This is a genomic window from Novosphingobium sp. 18050, assembly GCF_902706195.1.
In the GTDB taxonomy this organism is placed as follows: domain Bacteria; phylum Pseudomonadota; class Alphaproteobacteria; order Sphingomonadales; family Sphingomonadaceae; genus Novosphingobium.
In genome coordinates this window covers 247,112-273,450 of record NZ_CACSJO010000001.1, presented here as the reverse complement: position 1 = coordinate 273,450, position 26,339 = coordinate 247,112, and the positions used below count along the sequence as shown (strand labels likewise).

The following is a 26,339-nucleotide window of genomic DNA, read 5'->3' as shown; positions in this document are numbered from 1 at the left end:
TCGGGGCCGGTACGGGTCACCGGACACCGGGCCGGACATCGGGCCGGATACAGGAGCGAAAGTAAGATCATGGCCGCCATTTCCGGTCTAATCCGCGTCATCGAGAAGGCCGCCCGCAAGGCCGGCAGCCGTCTGCGCCGCGATTTCGGTGAAATCGAGCATCTGCAGGTCAGCCGCAAGGGTCCTGCAGATTTCGTCTCGAAGGCCGATCAGGCTTCCGAGCGCACGATCTGGGACGAGCTGCGCGCCGCGCGGCCCGACTGGGGCTACCTGTTCGAGGAAGCCGGCGAGATCGAGGGCGATCCGCGCATGCCGCGTTTCATCGTCGATCCGCTCGACGGTACCACCAACTTCCTCCACGGCATCCCGCACTTCGCGATTTCGATCGCGGTGCAGGAGCCGCGCCTCGACGGCAACGGCTGGGGCGAAGTAACGGCGGGTCTGATCTACAACCCGGTCACCGACGAGAGCTACTGGGCCGAGAAGGCACGCGGCGCCTGGTTGCAGGATCGCCGCCTGCGCGTCTCCTCGCGCCGTCACCTCGACGAGAGCGTGATCGCCACCGGCATTCCCTTTGCCGGTCACGGCGACCCGGGCCAGTGGACCAAGATCTACCACGCGCTCGCCCCGCAGGTAGCCGGCATCCGCCGCTTCGGCTCGGCCGCACTGGACCTCGCATGGGTGGCCTCGGGCCGCTACGAAGGTTTCTGGGAAGCTGATCTCAAGCCCTGGGACACGGCTGCAGGCTGCCTCCTCGTGCGTGAGGCCGGCGGTTTCGTATCCGACTGGAAGGGCCGCACCGGACCTTACCACGACACTGAGATCCTCGCCGGCAACGACGCACTGCACTCGCGCCTGCACAAGCTGGTGGCGAACGCTCTCAAGTAATAGGCCCTGCGCCGTTCGGGCATGAACCCGGGCGGAGAGGTCCAATTTCAAAAAACGCCGTCCCGGATCAAGTCCGGGGCGGCGTTTTTGATTCGCCGCAGGTTTCATTCGCTTCGTCGCAGCGAGAACGTCAGTCTCTGAACTGAAACGCAACTGACGCGGTAGTTTCCGCAAGTGGTGTTATGACGTTGGGCCATGGAACGCCCTGACCTTCGTCACCATGCCCCCCGTCGATGCGCCCTGGTGCTGGCCTGCGCTGCGGTGCCGGTGCCCGCCATGGCCGAGGCTCCCATGGAAGATGGTTTCGATCTTCGTGCGGTGGCCGGACGCGCTTTACCGGCGGCTCGGCGAGTGATTCGCTCACAGGCTTTGGGCACCGATTCCATCCCGATCATGCGCGAGAAAGTGAAGCTGCGGCTGACCTATCAACCCGGCGAAGAAGGGCCGCGCTTCGAGATCGGTACTTTGGGCTCGCGCAAGGGCGTCATGAAGTCTCGTTTGGTCCATGTTGCGATGGATTGGTCTTTTTGACGCGGACGGGCTTGAACCGCATCGAAGGCACGTCTAAGCGTCCCCGGCTTGTCCGTGCCCCTGTGGCGGAATGGTAGACGCGAACGACTCAAAATCGTTTGTCGAAAGGCGTGCCCGTTCGAGTCGGGCCAGGGGCACCAATCTTTCGCCGACTAAGGCGTCTGGAAGATCGAGACGACGAAAAGGACCAGCACGGTTCCTACGGCGGTGGCGGCAAGCCACTGCGCGGCCGGGTAGGCGGCGATGGTCCTGACCAGCGCCCATGCAACCACGCCAGCGAGAACGCTCCCCGGCATTATTCCCGCGATGAAGCCCCAGGCGGAGATCGCCCCGACCAGCACCATAGCGAATACGGCGACGGGAAAGAAGCTGGTCAGCGCGGTGCGCAGGCCTCGAATGGCTGCTGCCAGCGAGAATCTGGCGGTGCGATTCGGTAGCTTTGTCGAATATCCTTCAGCCATTTCCGCCTCGCGTTATCGAACGATTGGCAGGCTAGGTCTGACTTGCGGGAAAGGCCAGTCGCTGCCGCCGAAGCGGCTTTGGAGCAGGGCCTGCTGAAGTAGGAGGCGCCGGGCGACGATGCGTTTGGCGGAAGCTGGGGCGCTCTTTCAGTTCAGTCCGGAAAGCCAATCCGCGATCATCGCGCGTCCAGCCGCCACGGCGCCGGGGCCGAGTTCGTCATGGGCATCGCGCAGCGCGTTCGGGCAGCCGCCCGCTTCCACCACGGCTTCCGGCCACTGGTCCATCCAGGCGTCGAAGCGGGGGTCCTCGCCCATCTCAGCGTGGAACTGGAGCGCCAGCAGGTTCGCGCCGCGCCGGAATGCCTGATGCTCGTAGAGCGTGCTGGAGGCCAGCAGGTCCACGCCCTCGGGCCGGGTGAAAGTGTCGCCGTGCCAATGCAGTACGGGGACCTCGCGGACATGGCGCAGAGGGCCGTCGGCAGCGTGTCCATGCACCTCGACCGGATGGAAACCAACTTCCTTGGCCGGGCCCGGATAAACCTGTGCGCCCAGGGCGCTTGCCATCATCTGGGCACCGAAACAGACACCCAGTGTCGGCCGGTCCGCCTCCAGCCGCAGGACGAGGCGGCGCAGCTGGCAGGTGATCCAGGGGTGACGATCCTGTTCGTAGACGCCCATCGGCCCACCCATCATGATGAGCAGGTCCGGCTCGCGCAGGTCGAGCGTTGCGAATTCCGGGTCGTTCACGTCAATGCGCGATACTGCATATCCCGCGTCCTCGATGGGCTGGCGGTAACCGGCGACCCCTTCGTGGGGAACGTGGCGGATGATGAGAGCTGTCTTCACGTAAAGGCCAGTCTTACACAAGTTTTCTGAACGGGCGACATCGAACCTGAGACTTCCGATGTCGCCCTGAGGCGTTACAGGCCGAGCCGCAACCAGAAGTCGCCGGCACTGCGGATCGCAGCGCCGGCACTGCCGGGTGTCGGCTCGAAACTGGCGCGCCAGGAAGGGTGTGTGGAGCGCAGGCTCGCCGCGGGCCTTGCACGCAGCACGGCTGAAGTAGTGGGAGGAAGGGCATCGAGCATTTCGTATCTCCTAACGGGAGGCACGAAGCCGGCGTTGTCGCCTTGGTTTCGTGCGCTTTAGCGGTTGATGACGCGGAGCAAGCTGACAGGATCAAATGCCGCGGAAGCGAAAGGCGGACCCTTCGTTCGAGAACCAATCTATGCAATCGGTTGAGAATGTCCATTCAGGGCTTTCTATCGCCCCTGCGAGAAAAACTTGGCCACTTCCCCGGCAGCCCGCCTTACCCACCTTCGGCGATTGCCGGACCGGGATGCTTGACGTAGCCTGCGGTCATGCGTGTCCCATTGCTCACTCTCGCCAGCGCCGTGATCGGCCTTCCACTCTCCGTTCAGGCGCAGACTGTCGCAGACAGCGTTTCGCGCGATATGCCGGGGCTGATGGAGATCTACCGCGATTTCCACGCCAATCCGGAACTCAGCTTTCAGGAAGTGCGTAGCCCAAAGATCATGGCCGATGCTGCACGCAAGGCTGGTTTCACGGTGACCGAGAAAGTGGGCAAGACCGGCATCGTCGCGGTGCTGAAGAACGGGGCAGGGCCAACGGTCCTGATCCGCGCCGACATGGACGGCTTGCCGGTGACCGAACAGACCGGCCTGCCTTTCGCCTCGACCAAGCGCGGCATATCGCTCGCCGGGGTTGAAAGCGGGATCATGCACGCCTGTGGCCACGATACGCACATGACCAGTTGGATCGAGACCGCCCGCCTGCTGGCAGCGCGCAAGGGTGAGTGGTCCGGCACGCTCGTGATGATCGGCCAGCCTGCCGAGGAAGCGGGCTCTGGCGCGCTGGCGATGCTTGAGGACGGTCTCTACACCCGCTTTCCCAAGCCCGACTACACGCTGGCCTTTCACGATACGCCGGAACTGCCTGCGGGCGTCGTCGGCGCGGCGAAGGGCTGGGCGCTCGCCAACGTCGACAGCGTCGATATCGTGGTGAAGGGCGTGGGCGGGCACGGCGCCTATCCGCATACCACGCGCGATCCCATCGTGCTGGCCAGCGCTATCGTCATGAAGCTGCAGACGCTGGTCAGTCGTGAGACGAACCCGGTCGATCCGGTGGTGGTGACAGTGGGCTCGTTCCATTCCGGCACCCGGCACAACATCATCTCCGACGAGGCGCGGCTGCAACTCACCGTGCGCAGTTACTCGGATGAGACGCGTGAGCGGCTGCTGGAAGGCATCCGCCGGATCGCGCGCGGCGAGGCGATCGCCTCCGGCATCGCCGAAGACCAGATGCCGGTGGTCACCGTCAAGGAACCCCATACCCGCGCCACCTGGAACACGCCCGAGTTCACCGACGAGGCGGTAGCGGATCTAAAGGCACGGTTAGGTGCGGATAAGGTCGTGTTCACGCCATCGGTCATGGGCGGCGAGGATTTCGGCGAATTCCGCCGCGCGGACGAAGAGCATATCAAATCGCTGATTCTGTGGGTTGGCGGTGCGGACCCGGCAAAGCTGGCGGCGGCTAAGGCGGGAGGACCTCCGATGCCTTCGCTCCACAGCCCATTCTGGGCGCCGGAGGCAGACAAGGTGATCGGCTCGGCCTCGCAGGCACTTACACTGACGGCGCTGCGGCTCATGCCGAAGTAAGCGCCGGCTATGAGAGCGAACGCAAGAGGGCGAGTGTAAGGCGCGCCGACATCGCTGCCCTTGAACGCCCTGTCGAAACGGGGCCGGCTTTCCGCATGTGTGCTATTGCGCTGTTAAGGTAACCGACAGTTAAAGCCTTTGCACTAGGCCGTCATGCAAGGCCGGTATTCGGCTGCGAAGGATGGCACCAGCGACGATGATTCGTCTGTTCAAACATTACATTCCGCACGCGGTCGTCCTGCTCTGGCTGGTCGACGTGCTGCTTCTGGCGATTGCCAACGAGACATCGTGGCGTCTGCGCTCGGAGCAGATCGGCATCGACGCCGGCGCGATCGTCGACCGGCTTGGCGCTCACGCCGCTTTTGCGGCAGTGATCTCGCTCTCGATGATCTCGGTCGGCGTTTACGGGGGCGAGGCGCTGCGCTCCAAGCGGTTCGCCGCCGCGCGCCTGCTGGTTGCCATTTCGCTGGGTGTGATCGCGCTGTCCTTTGCGGATTTCCTTGTCGGCGGGCAGAACTTCTGGCGCTCGACACTGGCCTATTCGATGGCCTTCGCGATTGTGCTGCTGATCCTGAACCGTCTGATTCTTGGAGCTTTTCTTGGAACCAGTTCGTTCCGTCGCCGTGTCCTCGTGCTTGGCGCGGGTGAGCGGGCGCAGCGCCTGCGGGTGCTGGGCGAACGTCCCGAGAGCGGGTTTGCTATCGTCGGTTACGTCACCATGAGCGAGAGCCAGCCGGTGGTCGAAGAAGCGATATCGCGCGGGGCGATCCACAACCTCACCCGGTATGTCGAGAACCTCGGCGTCAGCGAAGTTGTGCTTGCACTGGAAGAGCGCCGCAACGCGCTGCCGCTCAAGGACCTGCTGCGGATCAAGACCGCAGGCGTGCACGTCAACGAATTCTCCAGCTTCCTCGAGCGCGAGACCGGCCGCGTCGATCTCGACACCGTCAATCCCAGCTGGCTGATCTTCTCCGACGGATTCTCGTCCGGCCGAGCGATTTCCAGCGCATCCAAGCGCGTGTTCGACATTGCCGTCAGCGCGCTGCTGCTGATCGTCACCGCGCCGGTCATCGTGCTTTTCGCGCTGCTGGTGAAGATCGATAGCAAGGGCCCCGCTTTCTACCGCCAGCCGCGCGTCGGCCTGTTTGGTGAATGCTTCGACGTCGTCAAGCTGCGCTCCATGCGCACCGATGCCGAAGTGGCGGGCGCGCAGTGGGCCTCCAAGGACGACCCGCGCGTGACCCGCATCGGCAAATTTATCCGCAAGGTGCGCATCGACGAACTGCCGCAGGCCTGGACCGTCCTCAAGGGCGAGATGAGCTTCGTCGGCCCGCGTCCCGAGCGTCCCGAATTTGTCGCCGACCTTGAAGAACAGCTTCGCTACTATGCGGAGCGGCACATGGTGAAGCCGGGCATCACCGGCTGGGCGCAGATCAACTATCCCTACGGCGCCTCGATCGAGGATTCGCGGCACAAGCTCGAATACGATCTTTACTACGCCAAGAACTACACGCCGTTCCTCGACCTGCTCATCATCCTGCAGACGCTGCGCGTCGTGCTGTGGAGCGAAGGCGCGCGCTGATGATCGCAGGGCCCGAAGCCGTGTGGACGACCATCGGAGTCGCTTTCGATCTGACCGGAGCGATCGCGCTGGCGAGCGTGGCGATCTGGTTGGCCACCCGCCGCGACCGTTTCGGTCGCGCGGGGACGGCGGTGGTCATCGCACTTTTGCTTACAGCCTTGTGGAGCCTTGCCGGCGCCGCGGCGACCGCCTCGCCCGCAGCCATCTTCGCGCCTTCACTGGCTGAGAGCGCGCGCAATCTGGGCTGGCTGGTGGTTACCTACCGCCTCTTCGCCAGCGACGGGCGCCATGCCAGCCTGGCCCCGATCCGCCCTGTGATCTTCGTGCTCGCCTTCGTCGAGCTGCTACATCTGGGCGTCGACTATGGCCTTTCGCGCCTGACGGTGGACCGCGATGTCCTGCGCGTTGCGTTCGAGTTCAACGTGATGTTCCGCCTGCTGGTGACGGTCGGCGGGCTGGTGCTGGTCCACAACCTCTACGCAGGTGCACCGCGCGAATCGCGGGCGGCACTGCGCTGGCCGGCGGTCGGGCTTGCCGCGCTCTGGGCCTTTGACCTCAACCTTTACACGATCGCCTACCTTGCGGGCAGTTGGCCTTATGAGATCGCCGCGCTGCGCGGTATTGCCACAGCTGCGTTGGCGGCCTGCATCGCCATCGCGGCGGCTGGAAACCGGAACGACCTGCGCCTTCGACCCTCGCGCGCGGTGACGTTCCAGACTTTCTCCCTGCTTGTGATCGGCGTCTACCTCGTCGGCATGGTCGCGGTGGGGCAGTGGCTTTCCTATGCGGGCGGCAACTTCGCACGTCTGATCGAGCTGACGTTCCTGACAATGGCGAGCGCGCTGGCGCTTGTGGTGTTGCCCTCGCGCCGGGTGCGCGCCTGGCTCAAGGTCATGCTTGCCAAGCACTTCTTCCAGCACCGCTACGACTACCGCGAGGAGTGGCTGCGCTTCACCCGCACCATCGGCAGTGGCGGCGAGGAATCGCTCCCGCTGGGCGAGCGCGTGGTGCAGTCCATCGCCGACGTGTTCGAAAGTCCCGCAGGCCTGCTTCTGACACCCGGCGACCAGGGCGAACTGACCCTCGCCGCGCGCTGGAACTGGGCGGAGATTGAGGTTCCTTCGGTCGCCATCCCGCTGCGCGGCCTCGGCCATTTCGAGCGTACCGGCTACATTTGCGACCTGGACGAAGTGCGCGGCAGCGCCGCAGCCGACAACCTCGGCAGCGAGTGGGAAAACGACGTCCCGCGCTGGCTGATCGAGCATCCGCGTGCCTGGGCGATGATCCCGCTGGTCCACTATGAGCGCCTTGTCGGCATGGTGGTGCTGGCCCGCCCGCAGCTGGCCCGCAAGTTCGACTGGGAGGATTTCGACCTCCTGCGCGTCATAGGCCAGCAGGTGGCCAGCTACCTCGCGGAGAATTCGAGCCAGCTTGCCCTTGCCGAATCCGCGCGTTTCGAGGACTTTCACCGCCGCATCGCCTTCGTGATGCACGACATCAAGAACCTTGCCAGCCAGTTCAGCCTGCTCGCCCGCAATGCTGAACTCCATGCTGAAAAGCCGGCTTTCCGCGCCGACATGCTGGTGACGCTGCGCAATTCGTCGGACAAGCTCAACGCCCTTCTGGCCCGCCTTTCGCGCTATGGTTCCGGCGGCGTCGACAAGCTGGAGCCGGTGCCGGCGGCCGAAGTGCTTTCGGTGGTGATGGAGCGTTTCCGCGCCACTCCGCAGGTGGTGCTGGCCGAAACGCGCGTTGCCGTCATCACCGCCAACCGCCATTCGCTGGAACAGGTGCTGATGCATCTGGTCCAGAACGCTATCGACGCCAGTGGGCCGGAAAGTCCGGTCTTCGTCTCGCTTTCGATAGACGGGCTCAATGCGCGTTTCGAAGTGCTCGATTCCGGCAGCGGCATGAGCGCCGACTTCGTCCGCAACCGCCTGTTCAAACCCTTCGTCTCGACCAAGACCGGCGGCTTCGGCATCGGGGCTTTCGAGGCCCGTGAGCTGGTGCGGGGGATGCGCGGACGGCTCGACGTCGAATCGCGCGAAGGGCTTGGCTCGCGCTTCGTGGTGCGCCTGCCGCTCGCCGCCGCCAGCGATATTTACCAGACCCTCGCCTCCCACGACCAGAAGGTAGCGTGATGACCGATACCGCCGCCGTCCGTCTGCCCAAGCTGCTTATCGTCGAGGACGATGCGGGCCTTCAGGCGCAGCTCAAGTGGGCCTACGAGGATTTCGAGGTCTTTGTCGCCGGTGACCGTGCCAGCGCCATTGCCCTGCTGCGTTCGGAAATGCCCGACGTAGTGACGCTCGACCTTGGCCTGCCGCCAGACCCGGACGGCACCACCGAGGGTTTCGCCGTCCTTGACGAGATCATGGCGCTCAAGCCTGATACCAAGGTCGTCGTCGCATCCGGCCACGGCGCGCGGGAAAGCGCGTTGCAGGCCATCGCCCACGGCGCATACGACTTCTACCAGAAGCCTGTCGACATCGACACGCTGGGCCTCATCGTGCGCCGGGCGTTGCAACTCCACCGGCTGGAGGAGGAAAACCGCCGCCTCGCCGGAAAGGTCGAGAAGGACGAGAAAGTCCTGGGCCGGATGATTACCGCCGCGCCCGAGATGGTCCGCGTGGCACGCACGATCGAGCGGGTGGCCAATACCAATGTCTCGGTCATGCTGCTGGGCGCCAGCGGCACCGGCAAGGAACTGCTGGCGCGCGGCCTGCATGACGCCAGCGGCCGCGCCAAGCGGGAGTTCGTCGCCATCAACTGCGCCGCGATTCCCGAGAACCTGCTCGAAAGCGAGCTGTTCGGGCACGAGAAGGGCGCTTTTACCGGCGCTGTGAAGACGACGCATGGCAAGATCGAGCAGGCCGCAGGGGGCACCCTGTTCCTCGACGAAGTGGGCGACATTCCGCTTCAGCTACAGGTCAAGTTGCTGCGCTTCCTGCAGGAGCGCGTGATCGAGCGTGTCGGCAGCCGCGAATCGATCCCCGTCGACACCCGCATCGTCTGCGCCACGCACCAGGATCTTGAGGCGATGATCGCCGAAGGGCGGTTCCGCGAGGATCTCTATTACCGCCTTGCCGAGATCGTCGTGCGTATTCCCAGCCTTGCCGAGCGGCCGGGCGATCCCACGCTGCTCGCGAAGGCTTTCCTCAACCGATACGCCAAGGAAATGAACCCGCGCGTACGCGGCTTCGCTGCCGATGGGCTTGCCGCGATCGATGCCTGGGGCTGGCCGGGCAATGTGCGCGAACTGGAAAACCGGGTGAAGCGCGCGGTCATCATGGCCGACGAGAAACTGGTCAGCGCCGCCGATCTCGACCTTGCCGAGCCCGACGAACAGGTGGTCAACGCGCTCAACCTCAAGACCGCCCGCGAGCAGTCGGACCGCAAGGTTATTCGCCATGCCCTGGCCCGTAGCGAGGGGAATATCTCCAGCACGGCCAAGATGCTCGGGATCAGCCGCCCCACGCTCTATGACCTGCTCAAGCAGTACGATCTCCAGTCCTGACCCTGCCGGGCGCGGGAAGCGCAGGGGAGCCGGATGGCTGGGCGTTTCGGCGCTCGTCCCGTTGCTGTGCCTCGTCGCCCTGTTCACCGGCCTCAACGCACAGCCCGCGCATGGTGAGCGGCCGCAGCGCGAAGTGCTGGTTGAGCAGGCGGCGAAAGCCCTTGCACGCGGCGACGGTATCGACGCCGAGGCAAAACTGAAGGCCGCGCTGGTACGCGGGGCGACCGGCCCTGACATCAGCGCGATGATGGGGCAGGCGCTGATGGCGCAAGGCCGGCGCGACCGCGCGCGGCCATGGCTGGTGCCGGGCCGTTTCTCGCCAGCCACGGCTGCCATCGGGTGGCGCACGCTGGGCCTGCTGGAGCGGCTGGACGGCAATCTGCCCGCGTCTGGCCGCGCCTATGACAGGGCGCTGGCGATCATTCCGAAGGACGCCTCGCTCTGGGTCGAGATCGGGCATCTGCGGTATGCGGGCGGAGAGCACCGCCTTGCCATCGATGCGGCGGAACACGCCCTCGTGCTCGATCCCGGCTCCGTGCGTGCGCTGGAATTTCGCGGGCAGCTGGTGCGTGACCGCTATGGCCTGCTGGCCGCGATTCCGTGGTTCGAACAGGCCATAATACGCGACCCCAAAGATGTGTCGGTCCTGCTGGAATACGCCGCGACACTGGGTGAACTGGGCCATGCCACCGAATGCCTGACGGTGACGCGCAGGGTCCTGCAACTCAGCCCGAAGAACCCGCGGGCCTATTATCTGCAGGCCGCGCTGGCGGCGCGCGCTGGGAATTACAATCTCGCCCGCCGTCTGCTGGCGCGCACCAGGGGCAAGCTGGACGGCCAGCCCGGCGTGCAGATGCTGCGCGGCGTGGTGGAAATCGCGGCGGGCAACCCTGCCGCCGCATCCGAGGCGCTTGAGGCTGTGCTGCGCGCAAGGCCTGACAATCGGCGGGCCCGTGATCTGCTTGCGCGCGCCATCGGCATGGGCCACCAGTATCGCTATGCCACTTTGCGGTTTGCCGAGGATATCGCCAGCGACGAGGCGTCGCCTTACGTCCTGACGATGGTCGCACGGGCCTGGGAGGTCCTTGGCGATCGCCAGCGCGCGGGCGAACTGCTCGACCATGCTGCGCGCCCGTCTGTGGCGGCACTGCGCATCCTTGGAGATGCGGGGCGGATCGGTGAGCTATTGGAGCTTGGCCAGAACGGGGCGGCGCAGGGCGCGGCGGAAGCGGCGCGCAAATCGGACCCCGGCTTTTACGACGCACAGGCGCTTGCGGGCGATGTTCAGCTGGCGCTGGGGCGCGGCGCAGAGGCTCAGGCACGCTATGTTCTTGCGACCGAGATCCGCATGTCCGACAGCCTGTTCCAGCGCCGCTTCGCTGCCTATGCCATGGCACGCGACTTGCGCGGCGGGCGCGATCTTGTCGAAGGATACTTGCGGCAGAACCCCACCAGCCGGCCTGCGCTACGCGCTGCCGCGCAGTTGTCGATCGGTGAGGGCGATCTTGGCCGCGCCCGCGCTATCCTTTCATGGCTGCGCGACAATGGCGGCGAGGGCGACGTAGAGTTGCTGTCTGACCTTGCGATGGCGCAGGCAGGGACCGGAGACCTTGAAGCCGCGCGCGACAGTGCGCTGGCCGCCTACCGGCTGCAACGCGCCAGCCCCTTGGCGACCCAGGCGCTGGGATATAGCTATGCCATGCTGGACAGCCAGCCCGATGAGGCGCGCGCTTTGCTGGACAAGGCGCAGGCGATTGCCGGCGATACCCCCTTGATCGCGGACGCACGCAAGCGGTTGCGAGTGAAGAGCTGACCGGCCCTGCCAGCGGTCCCGGATCAGGTCCGGGACCGCAGCACTTATTTCGGCTGGTAGGTCTGCTCGATACCGGGGAAGCTGCGGTCGCGCACTTCGGCGGCATAGTGCGCCGCTGCTTCCGAAACGAGGGAGGCCATGTCGGCATAGCGCTTCACGAAGCGGGGTACGCGCTCGAACATGCCGAGCATGTCTTCGGTAACCAGCACCTGCCCGTCGCACTGCGCTGAACCACCGATGCCGATGGTGGGGCAGGAAATGGCCTGCGTGGCCGCGATGGCGATGGGCTCGACCACGCCCTCGATGACGATGGAGAACGCGCCCGCATCGTCGAGCGCCTTGGCATCGGCGACGATCTTCGCAGCCTCGGCATCGCTGCGGCCCCGCGCATTGTAGCCGCCCAGAACGTTCACCGCCTGGGGGGTGAGGCCGATATGGCCCATAACCGGAATGCCGCGCTCGCCCAGGAATCGCACGGTTTCCGCCATCGCTACACCGCCTTCGAGTTTTACGCCCGCGCAGCCGGTTTCCTTGAGCAGCCGGGCGGCGTTCTCGAATGCCTGCTGCGGCGATTGCTCATACGAGCCAAACGGCATGTCGACGATCACCGCCGCGTGATAGCTGCCGCGCACCACGGCAGCGCCGTGGGCGATCATCATTTCCAGCGTGACCGGCACGCTGGAGGGCAGCCCGTAGATCACCTGGCCCAGGCTATCGCCCACCAGCAGCAGGTCGCAGTGTTCGTCGAGGAGCTGTGCCTGCCGCGCCGTATAGGCCGTGAGCATGACGATGGGCTCCGCGGTGACGCCGTCCTTCTTGCGCCGGCGAATGGCCGGAACCGTCAGGCGCTTCATCGGCGCGGGCGTGGGATTGGCGCGGCTGGTCGCGGTGTCGAGTTGGAAGGTCGTGGACATGCCCGGCTTGTAGCGTCGGCCTGCGCGCCGGCAAACCCCTTTGAAGGGGAACATTCTGGCCAAAAGGGGGTAATATCGTTGCGAAGCTGGGGAAGCTGCGGCGGTTGGCCCTTGCCAAGAGCCTGCTAGTCGTTAGCTTCCGGCACTCGCAAATTCGGGGGTCCACGAATGTTCGGACGCGTTAAGCCGCTCGACGCCATTTTGGCGACGGCTGAAAAGAAATCACTTCACCGGTCCCTGGGCGCCTTCCAGTTGACCATGCTGGGCATCGGGGCCGTTATCGGCACCGGCATCTTCGTTCTTACCGCCGAGGCCGCGCAGAAGGCGGGGCCAGGCATGATGCTGTCCTTCGTCATCGCCGGCGTCGTATGCGCTGTGGCAGCACTCTGTTACGCCGAGATGGCGGCGATGGTGCCCGTTTCCGGCTCTGCCTATACCTACAGCTACGCCGTCATGGGGGAAATGGTGGCTTGGATGGTCGGCTGGGCGCTGATCCTGGAGTACGCCATTGCCGCAGGCGCGGTTTCGGTCGGGTGGTCGGGCTATTTCATCGGCTGGCTCAACACCAGTTTCAACATCGACATCCCGCTGGAACTGGTGCGCGGCCCCTTCGACGGCGGCATCATCAACCTGCCGGCGATGATGATCGCGGCCTGCGTCACCGCACTGCTGATCAAGGGCACCAAGGAAAGCGCCACCGTTAACGCGGTCCTGGTGGGCATCAAGATCCTTGCGCTCACCTTCTTCGTCTTCCTGACGATCCCGGTGATCAAGAGCGGCCAGTTCACGCCGTTCGCACCGCTCGGGTTTGCCGGCATCTCTGGTGCGGCGGCCTCCATTTTCTTCGCCTACGTTGGTTTCGACGCGGTTTCGACCGCTGCCGAAGAAACCAAGAACCCGCAGCGCAACATGCCGATCGGCCTGATCGGCAGCCTTGCGATCTGCACGGTCTTCTACATGCTGGTGGCGGCCGGCGTGATCGGCACCGTCGGCGCGCAGCCGGTCTTCGGCCCCGGCGGCGAGGTGCTCTCGCCCGGAACCCCGGCTCTGGCCCAGGCCTGCTCGGCCATCCACGACAACGCTGTGGTGTGTTCCAAGGAAGCCCTGGCCTGGACGCTGCGTCAGGTGAACTACCCGTTCGTCGGCTGGCTGGTCGGTGCGGCGGCGATCATCGCGCTGCCTTCGGTCATCCTGATGATGATGTTCGGCCAGACCCGCATCTTCTTCGTGATGAGCCGCGACGGGCTGCTGCCGGAGTTCTTCTCCAGGGTTCACCCTCGCTATCACACGCCGCACGTCATCACTCTGCTGACGGGTGTGTTCGTCGCGATTTTCGCCGCATTCTTCCCGGTGGGCCTGCTGGCCGACGTGTCCAATTCGGGCACGCTGTTCGCTTTCGCCGCCGTGTCGATCGCGGTGATGGTGCTGCGCCGCACCGATCCCACCCGCAAGCGTCCGTTCCGCACGCCTGCGGTTATGTTCACGGCGCCGCTGGCGATCTTAGGCTGTATCTACCTGTTCTTCAGCCTTTCGCTCCACACGATCGCGCTGTTCGTGGGCTGGGCGATCCTCGGTCTTATCGTCTACTATGCCTACAGCCGTAGCCGCAGCCATGTCGGGCGCGGCCTCGTCGAGGTGCATGAGGTCGACGCCGACGCCCCCCCGCCGGTCGTCTGACGCCGCCGAGACGTCAAGAAAACGAAGGGGGGCGCCAAGCGCTCCCCTTTTTTTGTCCGCAGGATATGCCGGAATTATCCACAGGCTTGGCGGTTCGCCATCATCACCGCGAGCAACATGACACGGCGCTAACGCCCGCTTAACCGCAGGGTGAGACACTCGAAGTGGAACTGGGAAGTCTACCGAGGTGCAATGCCATGGCTTTCGTGAAGGCCCTGATACCGGGAGCGCTGCTGACCTGGATCGTCTCGGGCATATTGGGTTCGAACGGATCGCACGGCGGAATGCTGGCGATCGAGCATGTCAGCTTGCAGGGGCACGGGTTTTACTGGTCCTGGTCGCTGTTCCTGGCGGCAACCGGGTTGGCCTGGGCGATCTTTGCGATGCTGGACTCCTGAAACGATTTACTGTCGCGCGGCTTGTTCGTGCATGGCTTTTCCTCCGCTCGACCGCATCGTCCTTACCATTTTTCTGGCCGGGTGCCTGTTCATCGCTGGTCGGGCATGGCTGCGCGACCATCCGGAATACGATCCCTGGGCGCCGCTCGCGCTCGACGACCCACCGGGCTGGGCGACCGAGCACAAGCTGGCGGCACTACGCAGCGACAAGGCGCAGTGCCGCGCTTTCCTGGCGCGCAGCGGGATCGATGTCACGGCGCTCCCGCCGGAGGGCGAGGGGGCGTGCCACAGGGCTGACCGCAAGACTCTTGCTGCTCCGGCCCACCTTGATGTCATATTGCGGCCAGCGGGCGCCCAGGCGACCTGCGGGGTCGATGCAGGGCTGGCCTGGTGGCTGCGCCACGGTGTCCAGCCTGCCGCGGAGGAGACCTTCGGACAGGCGGTAGTGCGGATCGAGCATCTGGGCACGGCCAACTGCCGCCGGATCGGCGGCGGCGAGCAAGGCAACTGGAGCGAACATGCGCGCGGTAATGCGATCGACATCGCGGCCTTTGTTTTCGCCGATGGGCGGCGGGTCACCGTACTGCGGGACTGGAAGGCCTCGGGAACCTCTGACGAGGAGGCATCCGCTTTCCTCCACATGGTGCGCGACAGCGCCTGTACGAGCTTCTCGACGGTCCTGTCGCCCGACTACAACGCAGCCCACGCGGATCACCTGCATCTGGATCAGGCAAGTCGCACCCAAGGCTGGAGTGCCTGCAGGTGACTTTTATATCGATGAAATTGTGCCCGCCTAAGGCTGGTGCAAATGCTGACCTCTAAGACAATCGAACCCGTGTTCCAGCCGCGAGAGGGCCTGAAATTGGCTCCATACACATCTCAGCCTGCGCGAATTTGAGCACATATTTGATGGTTTGATAGAGGAAGGTTCGGCGAAGGCTGGTGCCGAAACCAAAACTGTACGGACAAGGTTTCCGGAACGCCTTCGTTGGCGTTGATCGAACCTTCTGAGAGATCCAAAATCACTGATATTTTGGCTCTCTCAGAAGGCGGTCGATCGCTTGGCCGGGACGTGCTTTCCTCTTCGGCTCAGAGCCATGCAGATGCCTCCGGTCCCGCTGCATTACGGCGAGGAGTAGTTCTCGTTACTATCCCCCCGTATCCGCTCGTCAGGTGCCGAAGTGGTACTTTAGGCGCAGGCCGTACATGCGTGGCTCACCCACCGATGCGGTTTCAAACCCGACTTCCGGTGAGCCGAGGCCAGCTGCGAAGCTGTAATACTTTTTCTTGGTCACGTTTGTCGCGAACAGGGAAAGGTCGATCGGTGCGCCGGCGATCGAATCCCATCCGAAGTTCAGGTTCAGCAGTCCGAGCGAGGGCAGGGTGCTGAAAGCGGCGAGGGCCGGGTTGGGGTTCTCGCGGTCGATATAGTTGACCAGCATCTTGGTGCGGTAGGTGTACGCCACGCCGAAGGAGATCCGGCCTATGCTTTCGTTCAGAGGCAGGGTGTAGTTCGCCGAGACGGTGAACTTGTGCTTGGGCGAGAGGACTTCAGGATCGCCCACTTCGAACGGGGCGGCGAGGGTGAAGTTCGGATCGGTGTAAGTGTAAAGAGCCTCCGGGACTGATTTGATCTCGGTATGGAGGTATGTGTAGCTGCCCGAGAGCGCGAGGCCCTCGAACGGATTGATCGTTGCCTCTGCCTCGAGTCCGTAGATTTCGGACTTGCCGGAGTTGACCGGCGCCGCCGTCGATGCCTGGCCGCTGCCCGGGACGGCATTGAAGCCGACCTGAAGCTGTTGGTGGGCGAAGTCGTTATAGAACGCGGCCAAGTTGAAAGTGCCGTTGACCGCGCCGTAGAAGCTGCTTTTGAAGCCCAGTTCGAAGCTGTCGACCTTTTCCGGTGCGACCAGATTCAGCGGCGCGGCGACGTTTGCCGCGATGGTGGCGGCGCGGTAGCCCCGGGCGTACTTGGCGTAGACCATCGCGTCTGGCGTCAGGTTGTAGTCCAGGTCGATGAGCCAGGTCGGCTTGCTCGACTTCTGGCGCAGCGTTGTTACGCAGCCGTTCGCGATCGCCGTTGGGTCGGTACACCGCGGGTTGGGTGCGCCGGGCAGCGCGGGGAAAAGGCCGTACGCGGGCGGATAGTTCAGCGTATAGGTCTGGCGCAGACTGGAATTGCGCTGCTTGTCCCAGGTGTAGCGGAGGCCGCCGGTCAGCTTGAGCTGGCTGGTCAGTGAATAAGTTGCCTGTGCGTAGAGGCCGTAATCCTGGAAGAAGGTCTTGCCTACCGTGTAGTTGACCGAGCCGACGTGGATCGGCGGTACCAGCGCCGGATTTCCGCCCGTCGCGATGGCCTGTTGCACCGCGCCCAGATAGGTGAGGAAACCGATCGGGTCATTGCACTGGAAGTTCGCCCCCTGGTCTGTGCACGAGGCGAGGAAGGGCGATTGGCTGCCTGCAGACCCCAGCGGATTGCTGATCTCGGCATAGGCGCCGACCTGCCAGTTTAGGCGATTGTCCATCGCCTTGCCCTGAATCTGCAGTTCGTCGGTGAAAGTGTACTGGTTGGCCGTCTTGAGACCGGGCGGGGGCGAAATCTGCGTAAAGGGAACGTGGTAGGTGCCGATCGGCAGCGCCCCGCCGGTGAGCGCGCCGAAGTCGATGATCGCGTCGACCCCGAACTGGGGCGCGTTCATCGTTTGCTTGTACTCGGCGTAGCTTGCGATGTTCTTGACGGTCACGTTGTCGGAGGCGTGCCAGGTGGTGTTGTTGATCACCTGCCACTGATCGATCTTGGAATACGAGTTCGCGAGCGGATTGATGACGTTATAGAAACCCGTGCCCTGCCGCGCGATCTGGCTCGCAAAGAGGCCCCCCAGTCCCTCGGTCGGGTCCACCGCAACCAGTTTCGTGATCGGTCCGTGGGTGTCGGAGTGGACGTAAGAGGCGATCAGGTAGTTCTCGATATCGGGTGTCAGGTCAGCAACCACGCTGAGGCGCAACGCGTAGTAATCTACATCGTTGAAGTCCTTCGGGCCGATGCCGCTCTGGTTCTTGAGGTAGCCGTCGCGGACCATGCGATCGCCCGAGAGGCGGACCTTGAAAGTATCCGCCAGCGGGATGTTGATCGCGCCCTGGACACGGCGCGTGTCGTAGTTGCCGATCGTGCCTTCGACGTAGCCTTCCAGCACGCTTGTCGGTTTTTGAGGGACGAGCAACACAGCGCCGCCGGTGGTGTTGCGGCCGAACAGCGTCCCCTGTGGACCTTTGAGCACCTGAACGTTCTGCAGGTCGAAGAACGCGCCCGGCAGCACGCCGTCACCTGTGGGGAGGCCGTTGGAGGCCCCGCGCGGGGTCACGACTTCGGCGAAGTAGGTTCCCACCGACGGCAGCGTGCCAATGTCCTGTGCGAAGCCGCGGATGGCGAAGGTGGTGTTCTCCGAGCCGAAGTTGCTGTTCGAGGACAGCGACGGCGTATACGTCGCCAGGTCGCCGGCGTTCACCACGTTGCGGGCGGACAGTTGCTCCTGATTGAAGACGGTGATCGAGATCGGCACGTCCTGGAGGCGTTCCTCGCTGCGACGTGCGGTGACGATGATGTCGTTGCTGCCGATACTGGCCCTGGCGGTATCGCGGGAAGCATCCTGTGCAAAAGCGGGCGCGGCGCAAGCTAGTGAACTCGTCGCAAGCAGAACTATGCGTAGCTGGACGGATTTCATCGTCTCTCTCTCCCTCAAAAGCGGCGCCGTCGTCGTTAGCTTCGGATCTGAAACGCCGTTTTCCGCATGTTGATATGAATTAGCATGGCTCGCAATGCTTTGCTGTTCGCGCAGTGCATGCGGCGCTGAGGAACTGCCAGATGAAGAGAATGGCGAAATATCGCGATATTTTAAGGATGATGGCGTCGCGAAATAGTGTTTCTGGTGGGAAACACGATATCGTCGGAGGGATATCCGGCGGCGAGCACGGATGTACGATGCGTCGCTCAGTCCTGCTGCTTCAGTAAATGGCTGATTGGCCTTGCCACAGCATGGGCATCGCGCCGCGCCGCCGTCTCTCTGCCGTCGGTAATCGATGGCTTGAGGCAGTGAAAAATAAGGGGAGGTTGATTCGCGTCCAGAGAAGCACTTCGGCATCCTGGTCAACGCACATCCGGGTATTCAGGGGTTGTTTGGCATTCTCTGCCGGTAAGCATCACAGTGCTTGAAAAAATGGTGACCCCTACGAGAATCGAACTCGTGTTTCAGCCGTGAGAGGGCCGCGTCCTAACCGCTAGACGAAGGGGCCATGAAGCCATTTTCGGTTTACCACACCATCCTGAAGAATGGTGACCCCTACGGGAATCGAACCCGTGTTTCAGCCGTGAAAGGGCCGCGTCCTAACCGCTAGACGAAGGGGCCATACCGGGTTGCGCCGGAGGCAGGACCGGCCCTCTACCGGGGGTCGGTAGAGTGGTCAATCCCTAGTTTGAGAAAAAATTCATATCGCCTTTTCAATCGCAGAAAGCGGCGTCATCGAGGTGCAGCTCCGCCTGCGGACGGCTACCCCAATCATCGATCTTCGCGCGTCCTGCCAGCCAAAGCCGGCGCCCCTGCGAGGCATGGAGGAGCGCCTGTCCCATTTCGCTTTCGGCCGAGCGGAACGCCATTGCCTTGAAACGGCCGCCGTCCGGACCGGAGACGATCAGGCGCAAGTGGTCCGCGCCCACCACGTCGGCCTTGATGATACGTACGGGGCCAACGGCGACGCGCGGGCCGGGCCAGCCCATGCCGTAGGGACCGGCGCTCTCCAGCGTCTCTATCAGGGATGGCGTGAGGCCGCCGGGATTGAGGGCAAGGTCGAGCAGCATCGACTGGCTGGTACTCGCGCGTGAGACATCCGCGGCAAGCCGCTCGTCCAGCCAATCCGACAGGGCATCGAGCTTTCCGGGTGCGATCGTCAGGCCGGCGGCCATGGCGTGGCCGCCGCCGGCCACCAGCAGGTCCATTTCGCGCGCGGCGATGATCGCGGCGCCCAGGTCCACGCCCGAGATCGAGCGGCCCGATCCCTTGCCGTTGCCGGCGTCGTCCGCGCCCATCGCGATGACGAGAGTGGGCTTCCCGGTTTTTTCCTTGATGCGGCCCGCGACGATGCCGATCACGCCCGGATGCCAGCCTTCGCCGGCCACGACGATCACCGAGCGGTTGTGCTGGCGGTCCAGCTGCATCTCGGCCATTTCCTGCACCGCCTGCTCGATGCCCCGGCGCTCGTCATTGAGGCGGGAGAGCTGGGCGGCGATGTCCTTGGCCTCGTCGGCGTCGGTGGAGGTCAGCAGGCGCACGCCGAGCGTCGATTCGCCCACGCGCCCGCCCGCATTGATGCGCGGTCCCAGCGCAAAGCCGAGATCGCTGCACGAAGGCGCACGGCCCAGCCGGCTGGCGTCGATCAGGGCCGACATTCCTATGTTGTCGCGCTTGGCCATCACCTTGAGGCCCTGCGCCACGAACGCGCGGTTGAGACCGTGCAGCGCGGCGACATCTGCCACCGTGCCCAGCGCCACGAGGTCGAGCAGGGCGAACAGGTCCGGCTCGCGGCGGTTTGCGAAGAAGCCGCGCCCGCGCAGGGTGCGCACGGTCGCCACCGCGAGAAGGAAGGCGACGCCGACCGCCGCGAGGTGGCCATGGGATGCGGCCAGTTCGTCCTCGTCGAGACGGTTGGGATTGACCAGCGCGGCGGCGCGGGGGAGTTGGGGGGAGCACTTGTGATGGTCGACCACAATCACGTCGACGCCGGCCTGGTGCGCCATCTCCAGCGCCTCGAACGCCATCGCGCCGCAGTCTACGGTGACGATGAGGCTTGAACCCTCGCCGGCGATGCGCACCAGCGCCTCGCCGGAGGGGCCGTAGCCTTCGAGGAGGCGGTCGGGGATGTAGTAGCGTCCCTCCTGCCCCAGATCGCGCAGCAGCAGCAGGAGCAACGCCGCGCTGGTCGCCCCGTCGACGTCGTAGTCGCCGTAGACGGTGACCGTCTCGCCGGCCATCACCGCCTGGGTGAGCCGGTCGGCGGCGGCGTCCATGTCGCGGAAAGCGGACGGGTTGGGCAGAAATTCGCGCAGGGATGGATTGCGATGGCGTGCCAGGTCGTCACGCGCGACGCCGCGCGAAAGCAGGAGCTGGGTGACGATATCGTCCTCCAACCCGCCGGGACCGTCGCTCAGGTCCATGTTGCCACCGCGCCAGCGCCAGGCCTTGCCTGTCAGCGAGCGATCGATTCCGAAAACGGAAGCAGATCGTGATTCCATGGCCCGCGTTACTCCAGGTGGTCCCCCGCGTGAAGGGCTGGCACCGGGCCGCTCCCCGCATTTCGCCGCCGATTTAGAGCCAAATTCTTGTCGGCCACGGTGGCATGCCGGAAGGTATTGGTGGCATGAGGAGTACAGGCAACAAGGACTGCTGATTCTTTGCTCGTAATTCTCTGGCACAGCCGTACCGGCGCCGCCCGCGCCATGGCCGAGGCAATCTACGCCGGAGCGGGCGATCATGCGCGGTTGATCGCGGCAGGCGCCGCCGTGTCCAATGACCTGCTGGCGGCTGGGGGGTATGTCTTCGTCTGCCCGGAAAACCTGGGCTCGATGACCGGCATGATGAAAGAGATGTTCGACCGGTGTTATTATCCGCTGCTCGGCCGGATCGAGGGGCGTCCTTATGCAACGGCCATTGCGGCGGGATCGGACGGGCGCGGCGCGCAGGCACAGATCGACCGTATCGTCACCGGCTGGCGTCTGCGGCGCGTGGCGGAGCCGCTGATCGTCAATCTGGGCGCGCAGGAGCCTGAGGCGATACTGGCGCAAAAACACGTCCCGCAGGAACAGCTGCAGGACTGCATGGACATCGGTGCGGCGCTGGCAGAGGGCCTTGCGCTCGGCATATTCTGAAGGGAGATGCTCAGTGCTAAACGGACTCGACGCTGCGCCGCGAATGGTGCCTAGTCGTCTGCGCGAGACACTCAAGCTGGAGCACAAGGTGTTGGCCCATTCCTTTCAGCAGAGCGGTACCCGGCAGCTGGCCGATGTCGGAGGCGCTGGCCTGTCCCTGTTGTTCCGGCCCGGGACAAGGCCCGGCGCGCAGGATATCGCGCGGCTCATCGAATCCTCGCACGCGGCGGGGTTGTTGGCGCGGGTCAGCCATATGCCCGCACCGGAGGAGGGCTGGCTGGAACTGCTGGCGAGCGGCCTGACGTTCGACATGCGGGGGCTTGCCCCGGCGGCGCCAGTGCCAATCACCACGCCTGGATACATGTACGGCTTTGAGGGCGAGGACGGTATGGACGGCCTATGCGAGGCCGTCGAACTCCTGCCTTCGGGCCATATCGCCGCAGGGGGTACGCTACAGCCGGTGCTGCGGACATTGATGGGGCTGGCGGCCGACCTTGCTCTCAACTTGCCGGTGGCGGGGGTTGCGTGGGCGCCCGCACAGACGCTTATGGAGCCGCGTTACTTCTCGCGCATGGTGCTGGGCTGGCTGTCGGGCGGCGCATTTCCCGCGCTGGGTCTGACCACGCTGGTACGCGGGGCTGACGGAAGCATTGCCAGCCAGGGCCTCGCTCATTTCACCGGCCAGGAGATGCAGATGGAGGGCAGGGCAGGGGAAAGCCCCGCCGATACCGTCAAGCTCGCGATTCGGGTGGTGGACCATCTCGTGCGGCAGGGACGTATCGCAGAGCCGCTGCGGATCGGGACCGGGCCCGGCGCGCTGCTGGCCGAGCCATCGCAAGTCGGCAATCTGGTGTTGGTCTGGAGAGAGGCGCTGTAGCTTTCCGGGACCTGGGGCCTGAGATCCCGCCTTTCCTTTCGCGCTGTCAATCGCAACGACCGGCCGGGCTACGACCCGGGATTGCAACGGCATCACCTGCTGCCACGCCAATTGCTCGGCAATGGCGCTTTTGCGCGCATGTTCGCGAGCATCGGTGGTGAGCGATATCGTTTCGAGGATTTTCGCGAGAATGGCCTTCTGCTCCCCTGTGACGAGCCGGCGGCGCTTCGCATGGGCCTGCCGCTGCATCGGGGGCCGCATCGGCTTTACAGCCAGTTGGTGATCGAGCGGGTGGGCCAGATCGAGGCGGCGTGGTCGGCGATGCGCGCCGCCGATCCGTCGGGTGCGGCGCTGCAGGCACATATGCGGCTCGACCTGCTTCAGCGCGCTCTACGGCGATATCTGCTCGACGGGCGGCGCCGCCGGTTGCGGCTCAACCGGTGCGACCCGCTGGGCGCGGGTGTCGATTTCACTGAACTCGATGCGATGGCCGATGCCCTTTGGGGTTCGACCCGTGTGGTGACCACGCCGCGCGTTGCTCTGGTTCAGCCCACGGCGGCGCTCATGCCGGTGCGGGCGCGCAGTTCGTCCTTTGCCGACTGATACTGCGCCGCCAGTGTCGCCACCCGGTCTGCCACCGGCTCTACGGCGTGAACGGCGGCAATGCCTTGTCCGGCGCCCCAGATGTCTTTCCAGGCCTTGGCGTCCATGTTGCCGCCGGACGCGAAGCTCATCTGGCTCTTGTCGCCATCGGGCAGGTTGTCCGGGTCCATGCCGGCTGCGACGATCGAGGGGCGCAGGTAATTGCCGTGGACCCCGGTGAATAGGTTGGAATTGACGATGTCGGCTGCGCCTCCCGCGACGATGGCCTGCTTGTAGCCATCGACGGCATTGGCTTCGGGCGTGGCGATCCAGGGCGTGCCGATATAGGCGAAGTCCGCCCCCATCGCCTGCGCCGCCAGGATTGACCGGCCGCAGGCGATTGCGCCGGACAGCGCCACTGGCCCGTCGAACCAGGCACGGATTTCCTGCATCAGCGCGAAAGGCGATTGCGACCCGGCATGCCCGCCGGCTCCGGCGGCGACGGCGATGAGGCCATCAGCGCCCTTGGCGACGGCCTTGCGGGCAAACGTATCGTCGATGACGTCATGGAGCACCTTGCCGCCCCAGCCGTGCACGGCAGCGTTCACATCCTCGCGCGCGCCCAGCGAGGTGATTACCAGCGGCACCTTCCACTTTTCCAGCAGGGCGAGGTCTTCCTCAAGCCGATTGTTGGTGCGGTGGACGATGAGGTTCACGGCGAAGGGGACGCCGCATCCCTGCGTTGCCTCGGTGATCTGGTGCAGCCATTCGTCGAGCTGGCTTGCCGGCCGGGCGTTGAGCGCGGGGAAGCTGCCGACCACGCCGGCGCGTACCTGCGCGATCACCAGATCCGGGTTCGAGACGATGAACATGGGGGCCGCGATCACGGGAAGGCGCAACGACTGGAACAGCGCGGGCAGGGGCATCTCGTCTCCGTTTAATCGTTCGATTAAATTGGGGCATAATCGCGTGGGCGGCGCCTGTCGAGAGAAAGCCGGCATACCGCCACGGCGTTGACGTTGGCTGGCTGCGCAAATCGGCGTGACCTCACCGGAGGGCTGAAATAGACACCGCTGTCTATTAGTGGTGGCCGCACCGATGCGGCACCGTATCGGAAAGAGGATCACCCACAATGTCGGAAGTGGCGCAGCAGGAGTTCGATTGCTCGGACATCGACCAGTACCTCGGTAAAGTCATCGACAGTTCCCCGATCCGCGAGCCGCTCGGCAACAACGATATCCGCCGCTGGGTACAGGCGATGCACTACCCCAACCTTGCGCATTTCGACCCGGCCTATGCCGCCGCAAGCCGCTGGGGCAAGCTGGTCGCGCCGCAGAGCTTCCCGATCGTGATGGACGACAGCCACGGCACGTCGTCCTCGTGCATGGGCCGCATCGCCGAATCGCATCTGCTTTTCGGCGGGGACGAGTTCTGGCACTATGGCCCGCGCGTATTCGGCGGCGATGTGATCAGCAACGAGCGCATCCCTTACGACTATACCGTCAAGCAGACCGGCTTTGGTCCTACCTGCTTCCAGCGCGGCGATAACTACTACCGCAACCAGAACGGCGAACTGATCGCCAAGCAGCGCTCGACTGCGATCCGCTACCGTGCGGCCGCGGGTGGCGATACCGTCAACACCGCCGAGTTCGAAGAGCCTGAGTGGACGGATGCCGAACTGGCACAGCTGGAGGAACGCAAGTTCGCCTGGGTGCAGATGCTGCACGATCTGGGCCACGGAGAGCGCTGGTGGGACGAGGTCAATGTAGGAGACCAACTGCCGGAGCGCGTGTTCGGGCCGCATACCGTTGCCAGCTTCGCCACCGAATGGCGCTCGTATCTCTTCACCGTCTGGGGCACGCTCGACCGGCGCCAGATCGATCTGGAAGCGCTTGGCTTTACCAAGGAAATGGCGGGGCATGAGAACGATCCGGTGATGGAGCGGATCAATCCGGCCATCACCGATGGCGCTTATTACGGCCCTTCGCGCGGGCATCTGTTCCCCAAGTATGCCCGCAAGATCGGCATGCCGCGCGCTTATGGTTACGGCGCCTCCATGGGCGCTTGGGTTACCGATTACCTTGCCGGCTGGGCGGGCGAGTGGGGCATGGTGGTTCACTCCACCGCCAACTACCGCGGGCCTGCACTTTCGGGCGACGTAACGATCCAGACCGCCGAAGTCGTCGACAAGATGGTCGATGATGAAGGGCGTCACATCATCCAGGTCAAGCACCTCATGCAGAACCAGAAGGGCGTGAAAATGTGCCTGGGTCTTGCCGAGATCGAGTTGCCCAAAAAGCCGGGGTGATTGCGGCACAGGCGGCATGAAAGGAAAAGGGGCGCTGCGAGGCGCCCCTTTTTTATGCGATTGCCCGTCAGGCGTGGTGAGGAGCGATCACCTTGCGCTCGTATAGGCGCACCAGCGCCAGCGCAGTCAGGGCCACCATCACGCCCAGAATCATGTCGATCAGGTAATGCGTGCCTTCGACCGGGGTGGAGAGCAGCATTGCTGCGTTCATCAGTGTGACCGGCCAGCGCAAGGAAGGACAGCGCCAGCCCGCCACGATGTAAAGCACGGCCGCCGCCGTGTGGAAGCTGGGCGCGGACACGATGCCGCGCAACTGCCCCAGATCGACGATATGGACGCTATGCGCCCGCAGCGCCGGGAGCAGGCCGGACTGCCAAAGCTCGCTTTCGGGCATGTAGTGGATCTGCTCATGCCAGAGATGCGAAAAGGGTCCGACCGCCGGCATCAGGGTAAAGGCGGCCAGCGTGATGATCGATGCCACCCAGAATCCGGCGATGAACCTGTAGGCACGCTCATGCTGCCCGGACCGGGCGGCGGACCACAAGAGCAGCACCGGAGTCAGGTATATGCTGCGGTAGGCAATGGTCCCCAGCGCCTGCAGCACCGGATATTCGGCGACGATGCGATACCAATGGACCCAGTCGAATCCCATGGCCTCGTCGATGGCCTGCAGGGTAACGTCCGCATAGCCGTGCGTCAGGGCGGCAACGGGGTAGCTTGCAGATGCGCCTATCAGCGTGACGGTTGTGAAGATCGCGACGTATTCGCTGAAATGGGCCACTGGTACGGCGTGGCGCCATGTCGCGCGCGGTAAACCAAATCGCAGCGCAATGGCGATCAGCCCGGCTGCGTAGTAAGGCACGTTGCCCTGTCCCAGCGGATCGATGTGCAACTGGGCCAGATGGAGCAGCGTGGACAGCAGCCCGAGGCTTAGCAGCAGGGCGATCAGCAGGTGGCGCCGGATCACGGGGCCTGACTGACGTACGGCAACCAGCGCGGGAGTCAGGATTTCGGGGTGATTCGCCTGTCCGGCAACCACTGCCGTGGCTGTCGTGGCCCAGGACGGCCGCATCGATGGCATTGCGTGATATCCAGAAGGGTGTGTTGGAGGCCGATGCGGCAGGAAAGACGACGTAGAGCCCGAATCCCGGTTAAGCTCGGATGAACGCGATAGCGGGAGGCGGGGTGTCTTGTCAC

Annotated in this window: 22 protein-coding genes and 3 tRNA genes; 15 read left to right on the top strand and 10 right to left on the bottom strand. The window is 64.4% G+C overall.

The window, feature by feature from the left end:
- Positions 1-69: 69 nt before the first annotated feature.
- The 3 genes from GVL61_RS01490 to GVL61_RS01480 all read left to right on the top strand — a co-directional run bounded on the left by GVL61_RS01490 (position 70) and on the right by GVL61_RS01480 (position 1,559).
- Positions 70-888 carry an inositol monophosphatase family protein gene (locus tag GVL61_RS01490; protein ID WP_159976121.1) on the top strand — a complete coding sequence of 273 codons (819 nt, stop codon included), beginning with the start codon at positions 70-72 and terminating at the stop codon, positions 886-888.
- Positions 889-1,083: 195 nt separating this feature from the next.
- A complete protein-coding gene (locus GVL61_RS01485) occupies positions 1,084-1,419 on the top strand; it encodes a hypothetical protein (protein WP_235037491.1) in 336 nt (111 codons plus the stop codon).
- A 56-nt stretch (positions 1,420-1,475) separates the two neighbouring features.
- Positions 1,476-1,559 (top strand) — tRNA-Leu (locus tag GVL61_RS01480).
- A 12-nt stretch (positions 1,560-1,571) separates the two neighbouring features.
- Here the strand turns inward: GVL61_RS01480 and GVL61_RS01475 are convergent.
- The 3 genes from GVL61_RS01475 to GVL61_RS01465 all read right to left on the bottom strand — a co-directional run bounded on the left by GVL61_RS01475 (position 1,572) and on the right by GVL61_RS01465 (position 2,968).
- On the bottom strand, positions 1,572-1,880 hold the full coding sequence (locus tag GVL61_RS01475; RefSeq protein ID WP_159976118.1) for a hypothetical protein: 309 nt from the start codon (positions 1,878-1,880) through the stop codon (positions 1,572-1,574).
- Between the two features lie 147 nt (positions 1,881-2,027).
- Positions 2,028-2,726 (bottom strand): glutamine amidotransferase, encoded by a 699-nt coding sequence (locus tag GVL61_RS01470; RefSeq protein WP_159976115.1) that lies wholly within the window; start codon positions 2,724-2,726, stop codon positions 2,028-2,030.
- Positions 2,727-2,800: 74 nt separating this feature from the next.
- Positions 2,801-2,968: a hypothetical protein gene (locus GVL61_RS01465; RefSeq protein ID WP_159976112.1), complete on the bottom strand. Its 168-nt coding sequence runs from the start codon at positions 2,966-2,968 to the stop codon at positions 2,801-2,803.
- A gap of 273 nt (positions 2,969-3,241) precedes the next feature.
- Here GVL61_RS01465 and GVL61_RS01460 point away from each other — a divergent pair, with 273 nt between their 5' ends.
- From GVL61_RS01460 to GVL61_RS01440, 5 genes are all read left to right on the top strand, one after another.
- Positions 3,242-4,558, top strand: a complete 1,317-nt coding sequence (locus GVL61_RS01460; protein WP_159976109.1) for an amidohydrolase — start codon at positions 3,242-3,244, stop codon at positions 4,556-4,558.
- Positions 4,559-4,754: 196 nt separating this feature from the next.
- Positions 4,755-6,140, top strand: coding sequence for a TIGR03013 family XrtA/PEP-CTERM system glycosyltransferase (locus GVL61_RS01455; RefSeq protein ID WP_159976106.1), 1,386 nt, complete (start codon positions 4,755-4,757; stop codon positions 6,138-6,140).
- A complete protein-coding gene (gene prsK / locus GVL61_RS01450) occupies positions 6,140-8,281 on the top strand; it encodes an XrtA/PEP-CTERM system histidine kinase PrsK (RefSeq protein ID WP_159976102.1) in 2,142 nt (713 codons plus the stop codon). The genes GVL61_RS01455 and prsK overlap by 1 nt, the downstream gene beginning before the upstream one ends.
- On the top strand, positions 8,281-9,657 hold the full coding sequence (gene prsR / locus GVL61_RS01445) for a PEP-CTERM-box response regulator transcription factor (RefSeq protein ID WP_159976099.1): 1,377 nt from the start codon (positions 8,281-8,283) through the stop codon (positions 9,655-9,657). Before prsK ends, prsR begins: the two co-directional genes overlap by 1 nt.
- Entirely contained in the window at positions 9,623-11,470 is a 1,848-nt protein-coding gene (locus GVL61_RS01440) for a tetratricopeptide repeat protein (protein ID WP_159976096.1), read from the top strand. Before prsR ends, GVL61_RS01440 begins: the two co-directional genes overlap by 35 nt.
- A 44-nt stretch (positions 11,471-11,514) precedes the next feature.
- Here the strand turns inward: GVL61_RS01440 and panB are convergent, their stop codons facing one another.
- Complete coding sequence (gene panB / locus GVL61_RS01435) at positions 11,515-12,384, bottom strand: 3-methyl-2-oxobutanoate hydroxymethyltransferase (RefSeq protein ID WP_159976093.1); 870 nt, start codon at positions 12,382-12,384, stop codon at positions 11,515-11,517.
- Positions 12,385-12,552: 168 nt separating this feature from the next.
- Here panB and GVL61_RS01430 point away from each other — a divergent pair, with 168 nt between their 5' ends.
- From GVL61_RS01430 to GVL61_RS01420, 3 genes are all read left to right on the top strand, one after another.
- Entirely contained in the window at positions 12,553-14,061 is a 1,509-nt protein-coding gene (locus GVL61_RS01430; protein ID WP_159976090.1) for an amino acid permease, read from the top strand.
- Between the two features lie 197 nt (positions 14,062-14,258).
- Complete coding sequence (locus GVL61_RS01425; protein ID WP_159976087.1) at positions 14,259-14,459, top strand: hypothetical protein; 201 nt, start codon at positions 14,259-14,261, stop codon at positions 14,457-14,459.
- 31 nt (positions 14,460-14,490) lie between these two features.
- Positions 14,491-15,225: an extensin family protein gene (locus tag GVL61_RS01420; protein WP_159976084.1), complete on the top strand. Its 735-nt coding sequence runs from the start codon at positions 14,491-14,493 to the stop codon at positions 15,223-15,225.
- Positions 15,226-15,628: 403 nt separating this feature from the next.
- Here the strand turns inward: GVL61_RS01420 and GVL61_RS01415 are convergent, their stop codons facing one another.
- The 4 genes from GVL61_RS01415 to recJ form a co-directional block, all read right to left on the bottom strand.
- Positions 15,629-18,181, bottom strand: a complete 2,553-nt coding sequence (locus tag GVL61_RS01415) for a TonB-dependent receptor (RefSeq protein ID WP_159976081.1) — start codon at positions 18,179-18,181, stop codon at positions 15,629-15,631.
- A 493-nt stretch (positions 18,182-18,674) separates the two neighbouring features.
- Positions 18,675-18,749, bottom strand: a tRNA-Glu gene (locus GVL61_RS01410).
- A 38-nt stretch (positions 18,750-18,787) separates the two neighbouring features.
- Positions 18,788-18,862 (bottom strand) — tRNA-Glu (locus tag GVL61_RS01405).
- 92 nt (positions 18,863-18,954) lie between these two features.
- Complete coding sequence (recJ, locus tag GVL61_RS01400) at positions 18,955-20,742, bottom strand: single-stranded-DNA-specific exonuclease RecJ (RefSeq protein WP_159976078.1); 1,788 nt, start codon at positions 20,740-20,742, stop codon at positions 18,955-18,957.
- Positions 20,743-20,946: 204 nt separating this feature from the next.
- Here recJ and GVL61_RS01395 point away from each other — a divergent pair, with 204 nt between their 5' ends.
- Genes GVL61_RS01395 through GVL61_RS01385 form a run of 3 tightly spaced genes read left to right on the top strand, consistent with a single transcriptional unit; the run spans position 20,947 to position 22,855 of the window.
- On the top strand, positions 20,947-21,375 hold the full coding sequence (locus GVL61_RS01395) for an NAD(P)H-dependent oxidoreductase (protein WP_159976630.1): 429 nt from the start codon (positions 20,947-20,949) through the stop codon (positions 21,373-21,375).
- 13 nt (positions 21,376-21,388) lie between these two features.
- Positions 21,389-22,252, top strand: coding sequence for a hypothetical protein (locus tag GVL61_RS01390; RefSeq protein WP_235037490.1), 864 nt, complete (start codon positions 21,389-21,391; stop codon positions 22,250-22,252).
- Between the two features lie 18 nt (positions 22,253-22,270).
- Complete coding sequence (locus GVL61_RS01385) at positions 22,271-22,855, top strand: AHH domain-containing protein (protein WP_159976626.1); 585 nt, start codon at positions 22,271-22,273, stop codon at positions 22,853-22,855.
- Here GVL61_RS01385 and GVL61_RS01380 read toward each other — a convergent pair.
- Entirely contained in the window at positions 22,798-23,760 is a 963-nt protein-coding gene (locus tag GVL61_RS01380) for a nitronate monooxygenase family protein (RefSeq protein ID WP_159976075.1), read from the bottom strand. The genes GVL61_RS01385 and GVL61_RS01380 overlap by 58 nt on opposite strands.
- Before the next feature lie 206 nt (positions 23,761-23,966).
- On the opposite strand from GVL61_RS01380, the gene GVL61_RS01375 reads away from it, so the two are divergent.
- On the top strand, positions 23,967-25,142 hold the full coding sequence (locus GVL61_RS01375) for a MaoC family dehydratase N-terminal domain-containing protein (RefSeq protein ID WP_200844865.1): 1,176 nt from the start codon (positions 23,967-23,969) through the stop codon (positions 25,140-25,142).
- A gap of 67 nt (positions 25,143-25,209) precedes the next feature.
- Here the strand turns inward: GVL61_RS01375 and GVL61_RS01370 are convergent, their stop codons facing one another.
- The gene (locus GVL61_RS01370) at positions 25,210-26,223 is read right to left on the bottom strand and encodes a phosphatase PAP2 family protein (RefSeq protein ID WP_159976072.1); all 1,014 of its coding nucleotides are present in this window, start codon (positions 26,221-26,223) and stop codon (positions 25,210-25,212) included.
- Between the last annotated feature and the right edge of the window lie 116 nt (positions 26,224-26,339).

Coding starts and splice junctions, on each gene's coding strand:
- GVL61_RS01490 (WP_159976121.1), top strand. CDS start 70: ATGGCCGCCATTTCCGGTCTAATCCGCGTCATCGAGAAGGCCGCCCGC.
- GVL61_RS01485 (WP_235037491.1), top strand. CDS start 1,084: ATGGAACGCCCTGACCTTCGTCACCATGCCCCCCGTCGATGCGCCCTG.
- GVL61_RS01475 (WP_159976118.1), bottom strand. CDS start 1,880: ATGGCTGAAGGATATTCGACAAAGCTACCGAATCGCACCGCCAGATTC.
- GVL61_RS01465 (WP_159976112.1), bottom strand. CDS start 2,968: ATGCTCGATGCCCTTCCTCCCACTACTTCAGCCGTGCTGCGTGCAAGG.
- GVL61_RS01460 (WP_159976109.1), top strand. CDS start 3,242: ATGCGTGTCCCATTGCTCACTCTCGCCAGCGCCGTGATCGGCCTTCCA.
- GVL61_RS01455 (WP_159976106.1), top strand. CDS start 4,755: ATGATTCGTCTGTTCAAACATTACATTCCGCACGCGGTCGTCCTGCTC.
- prsK (WP_159976102.1), top strand. CDS start 6,140: ATGATCGCAGGGCCCGAAGCCGTGTGGACGACCATCGGAGTCGCTTTC.
- prsR (WP_159976099.1), top strand. CDS start 8,281: ATGACCGATACCGCCGCCGTCCGTCTGCCCAAGCTGCTTATCGTCGAG.
- GVL61_RS01440 (WP_159976096.1), top strand. CDS start 9,623: ATGACCTGCTCAAGCAGTACGATCTCCAGTCCTGACCCTGCCGGGCGC.
- panB (WP_159976093.1), bottom strand. CDS start 12,384: ATGTCCACGACCTTCCAACTCGACACCGCGACCAGCCGCGCCAATCCC.
- GVL61_RS01430 (WP_159976090.1), top strand. CDS start 12,553: ATGTTCGGACGCGTTAAGCCGCTCGACGCCATTTTGGCGACGGCTGAA.
- GVL61_RS01425 (WP_159976087.1), top strand. CDS start 14,259: ATGGCTTTCGTGAAGGCCCTGATACCGGGAGCGCTGCTGACCTGGATC.
- GVL61_RS01420 (WP_159976084.1), top strand. CDS start 14,491: ATGGCTTTTCCTCCGCTCGACCGCATCGTCCTTACCATTTTTCTGGCC.
- GVL61_RS01415 (WP_159976081.1), bottom strand. CDS start 18,181: ATGAAATCCGTCCAGCTACGCATAGTTCTGCTTGCGACGAGTTCACTA.
- recJ (WP_159976078.1), bottom strand. CDS start 20,742: ATGGAATCACGATCTGCTTCCGTTTTCGGAATCGATCGCTCGCTGACA.
- GVL61_RS01395 (WP_159976630.1), top strand. CDS start 20,947: ATGGCCGAGGCAATCTACGCCGGAGCGGGCGATCATGCGCGGTTGATC.
- GVL61_RS01380 (WP_159976075.1), bottom strand. CDS start 23,760: ATGCCCCTGCCCGCGCTGTTCCAGTCGTTGCGCCTTCCCGTGATCGCG.
- GVL61_RS01375 (WP_200844865.1), top strand. CDS start 23,967: ATGTCGGAAGTGGCGCAGCAGGAGTTCGATTGCTCGGACATCGACCAG.
- GVL61_RS01370 (WP_159976072.1), bottom strand. CDS start 26,223: ATGCCATCGATGCGGCCGTCCTGGGCCACGACAGCCACGGCAGTGGTT.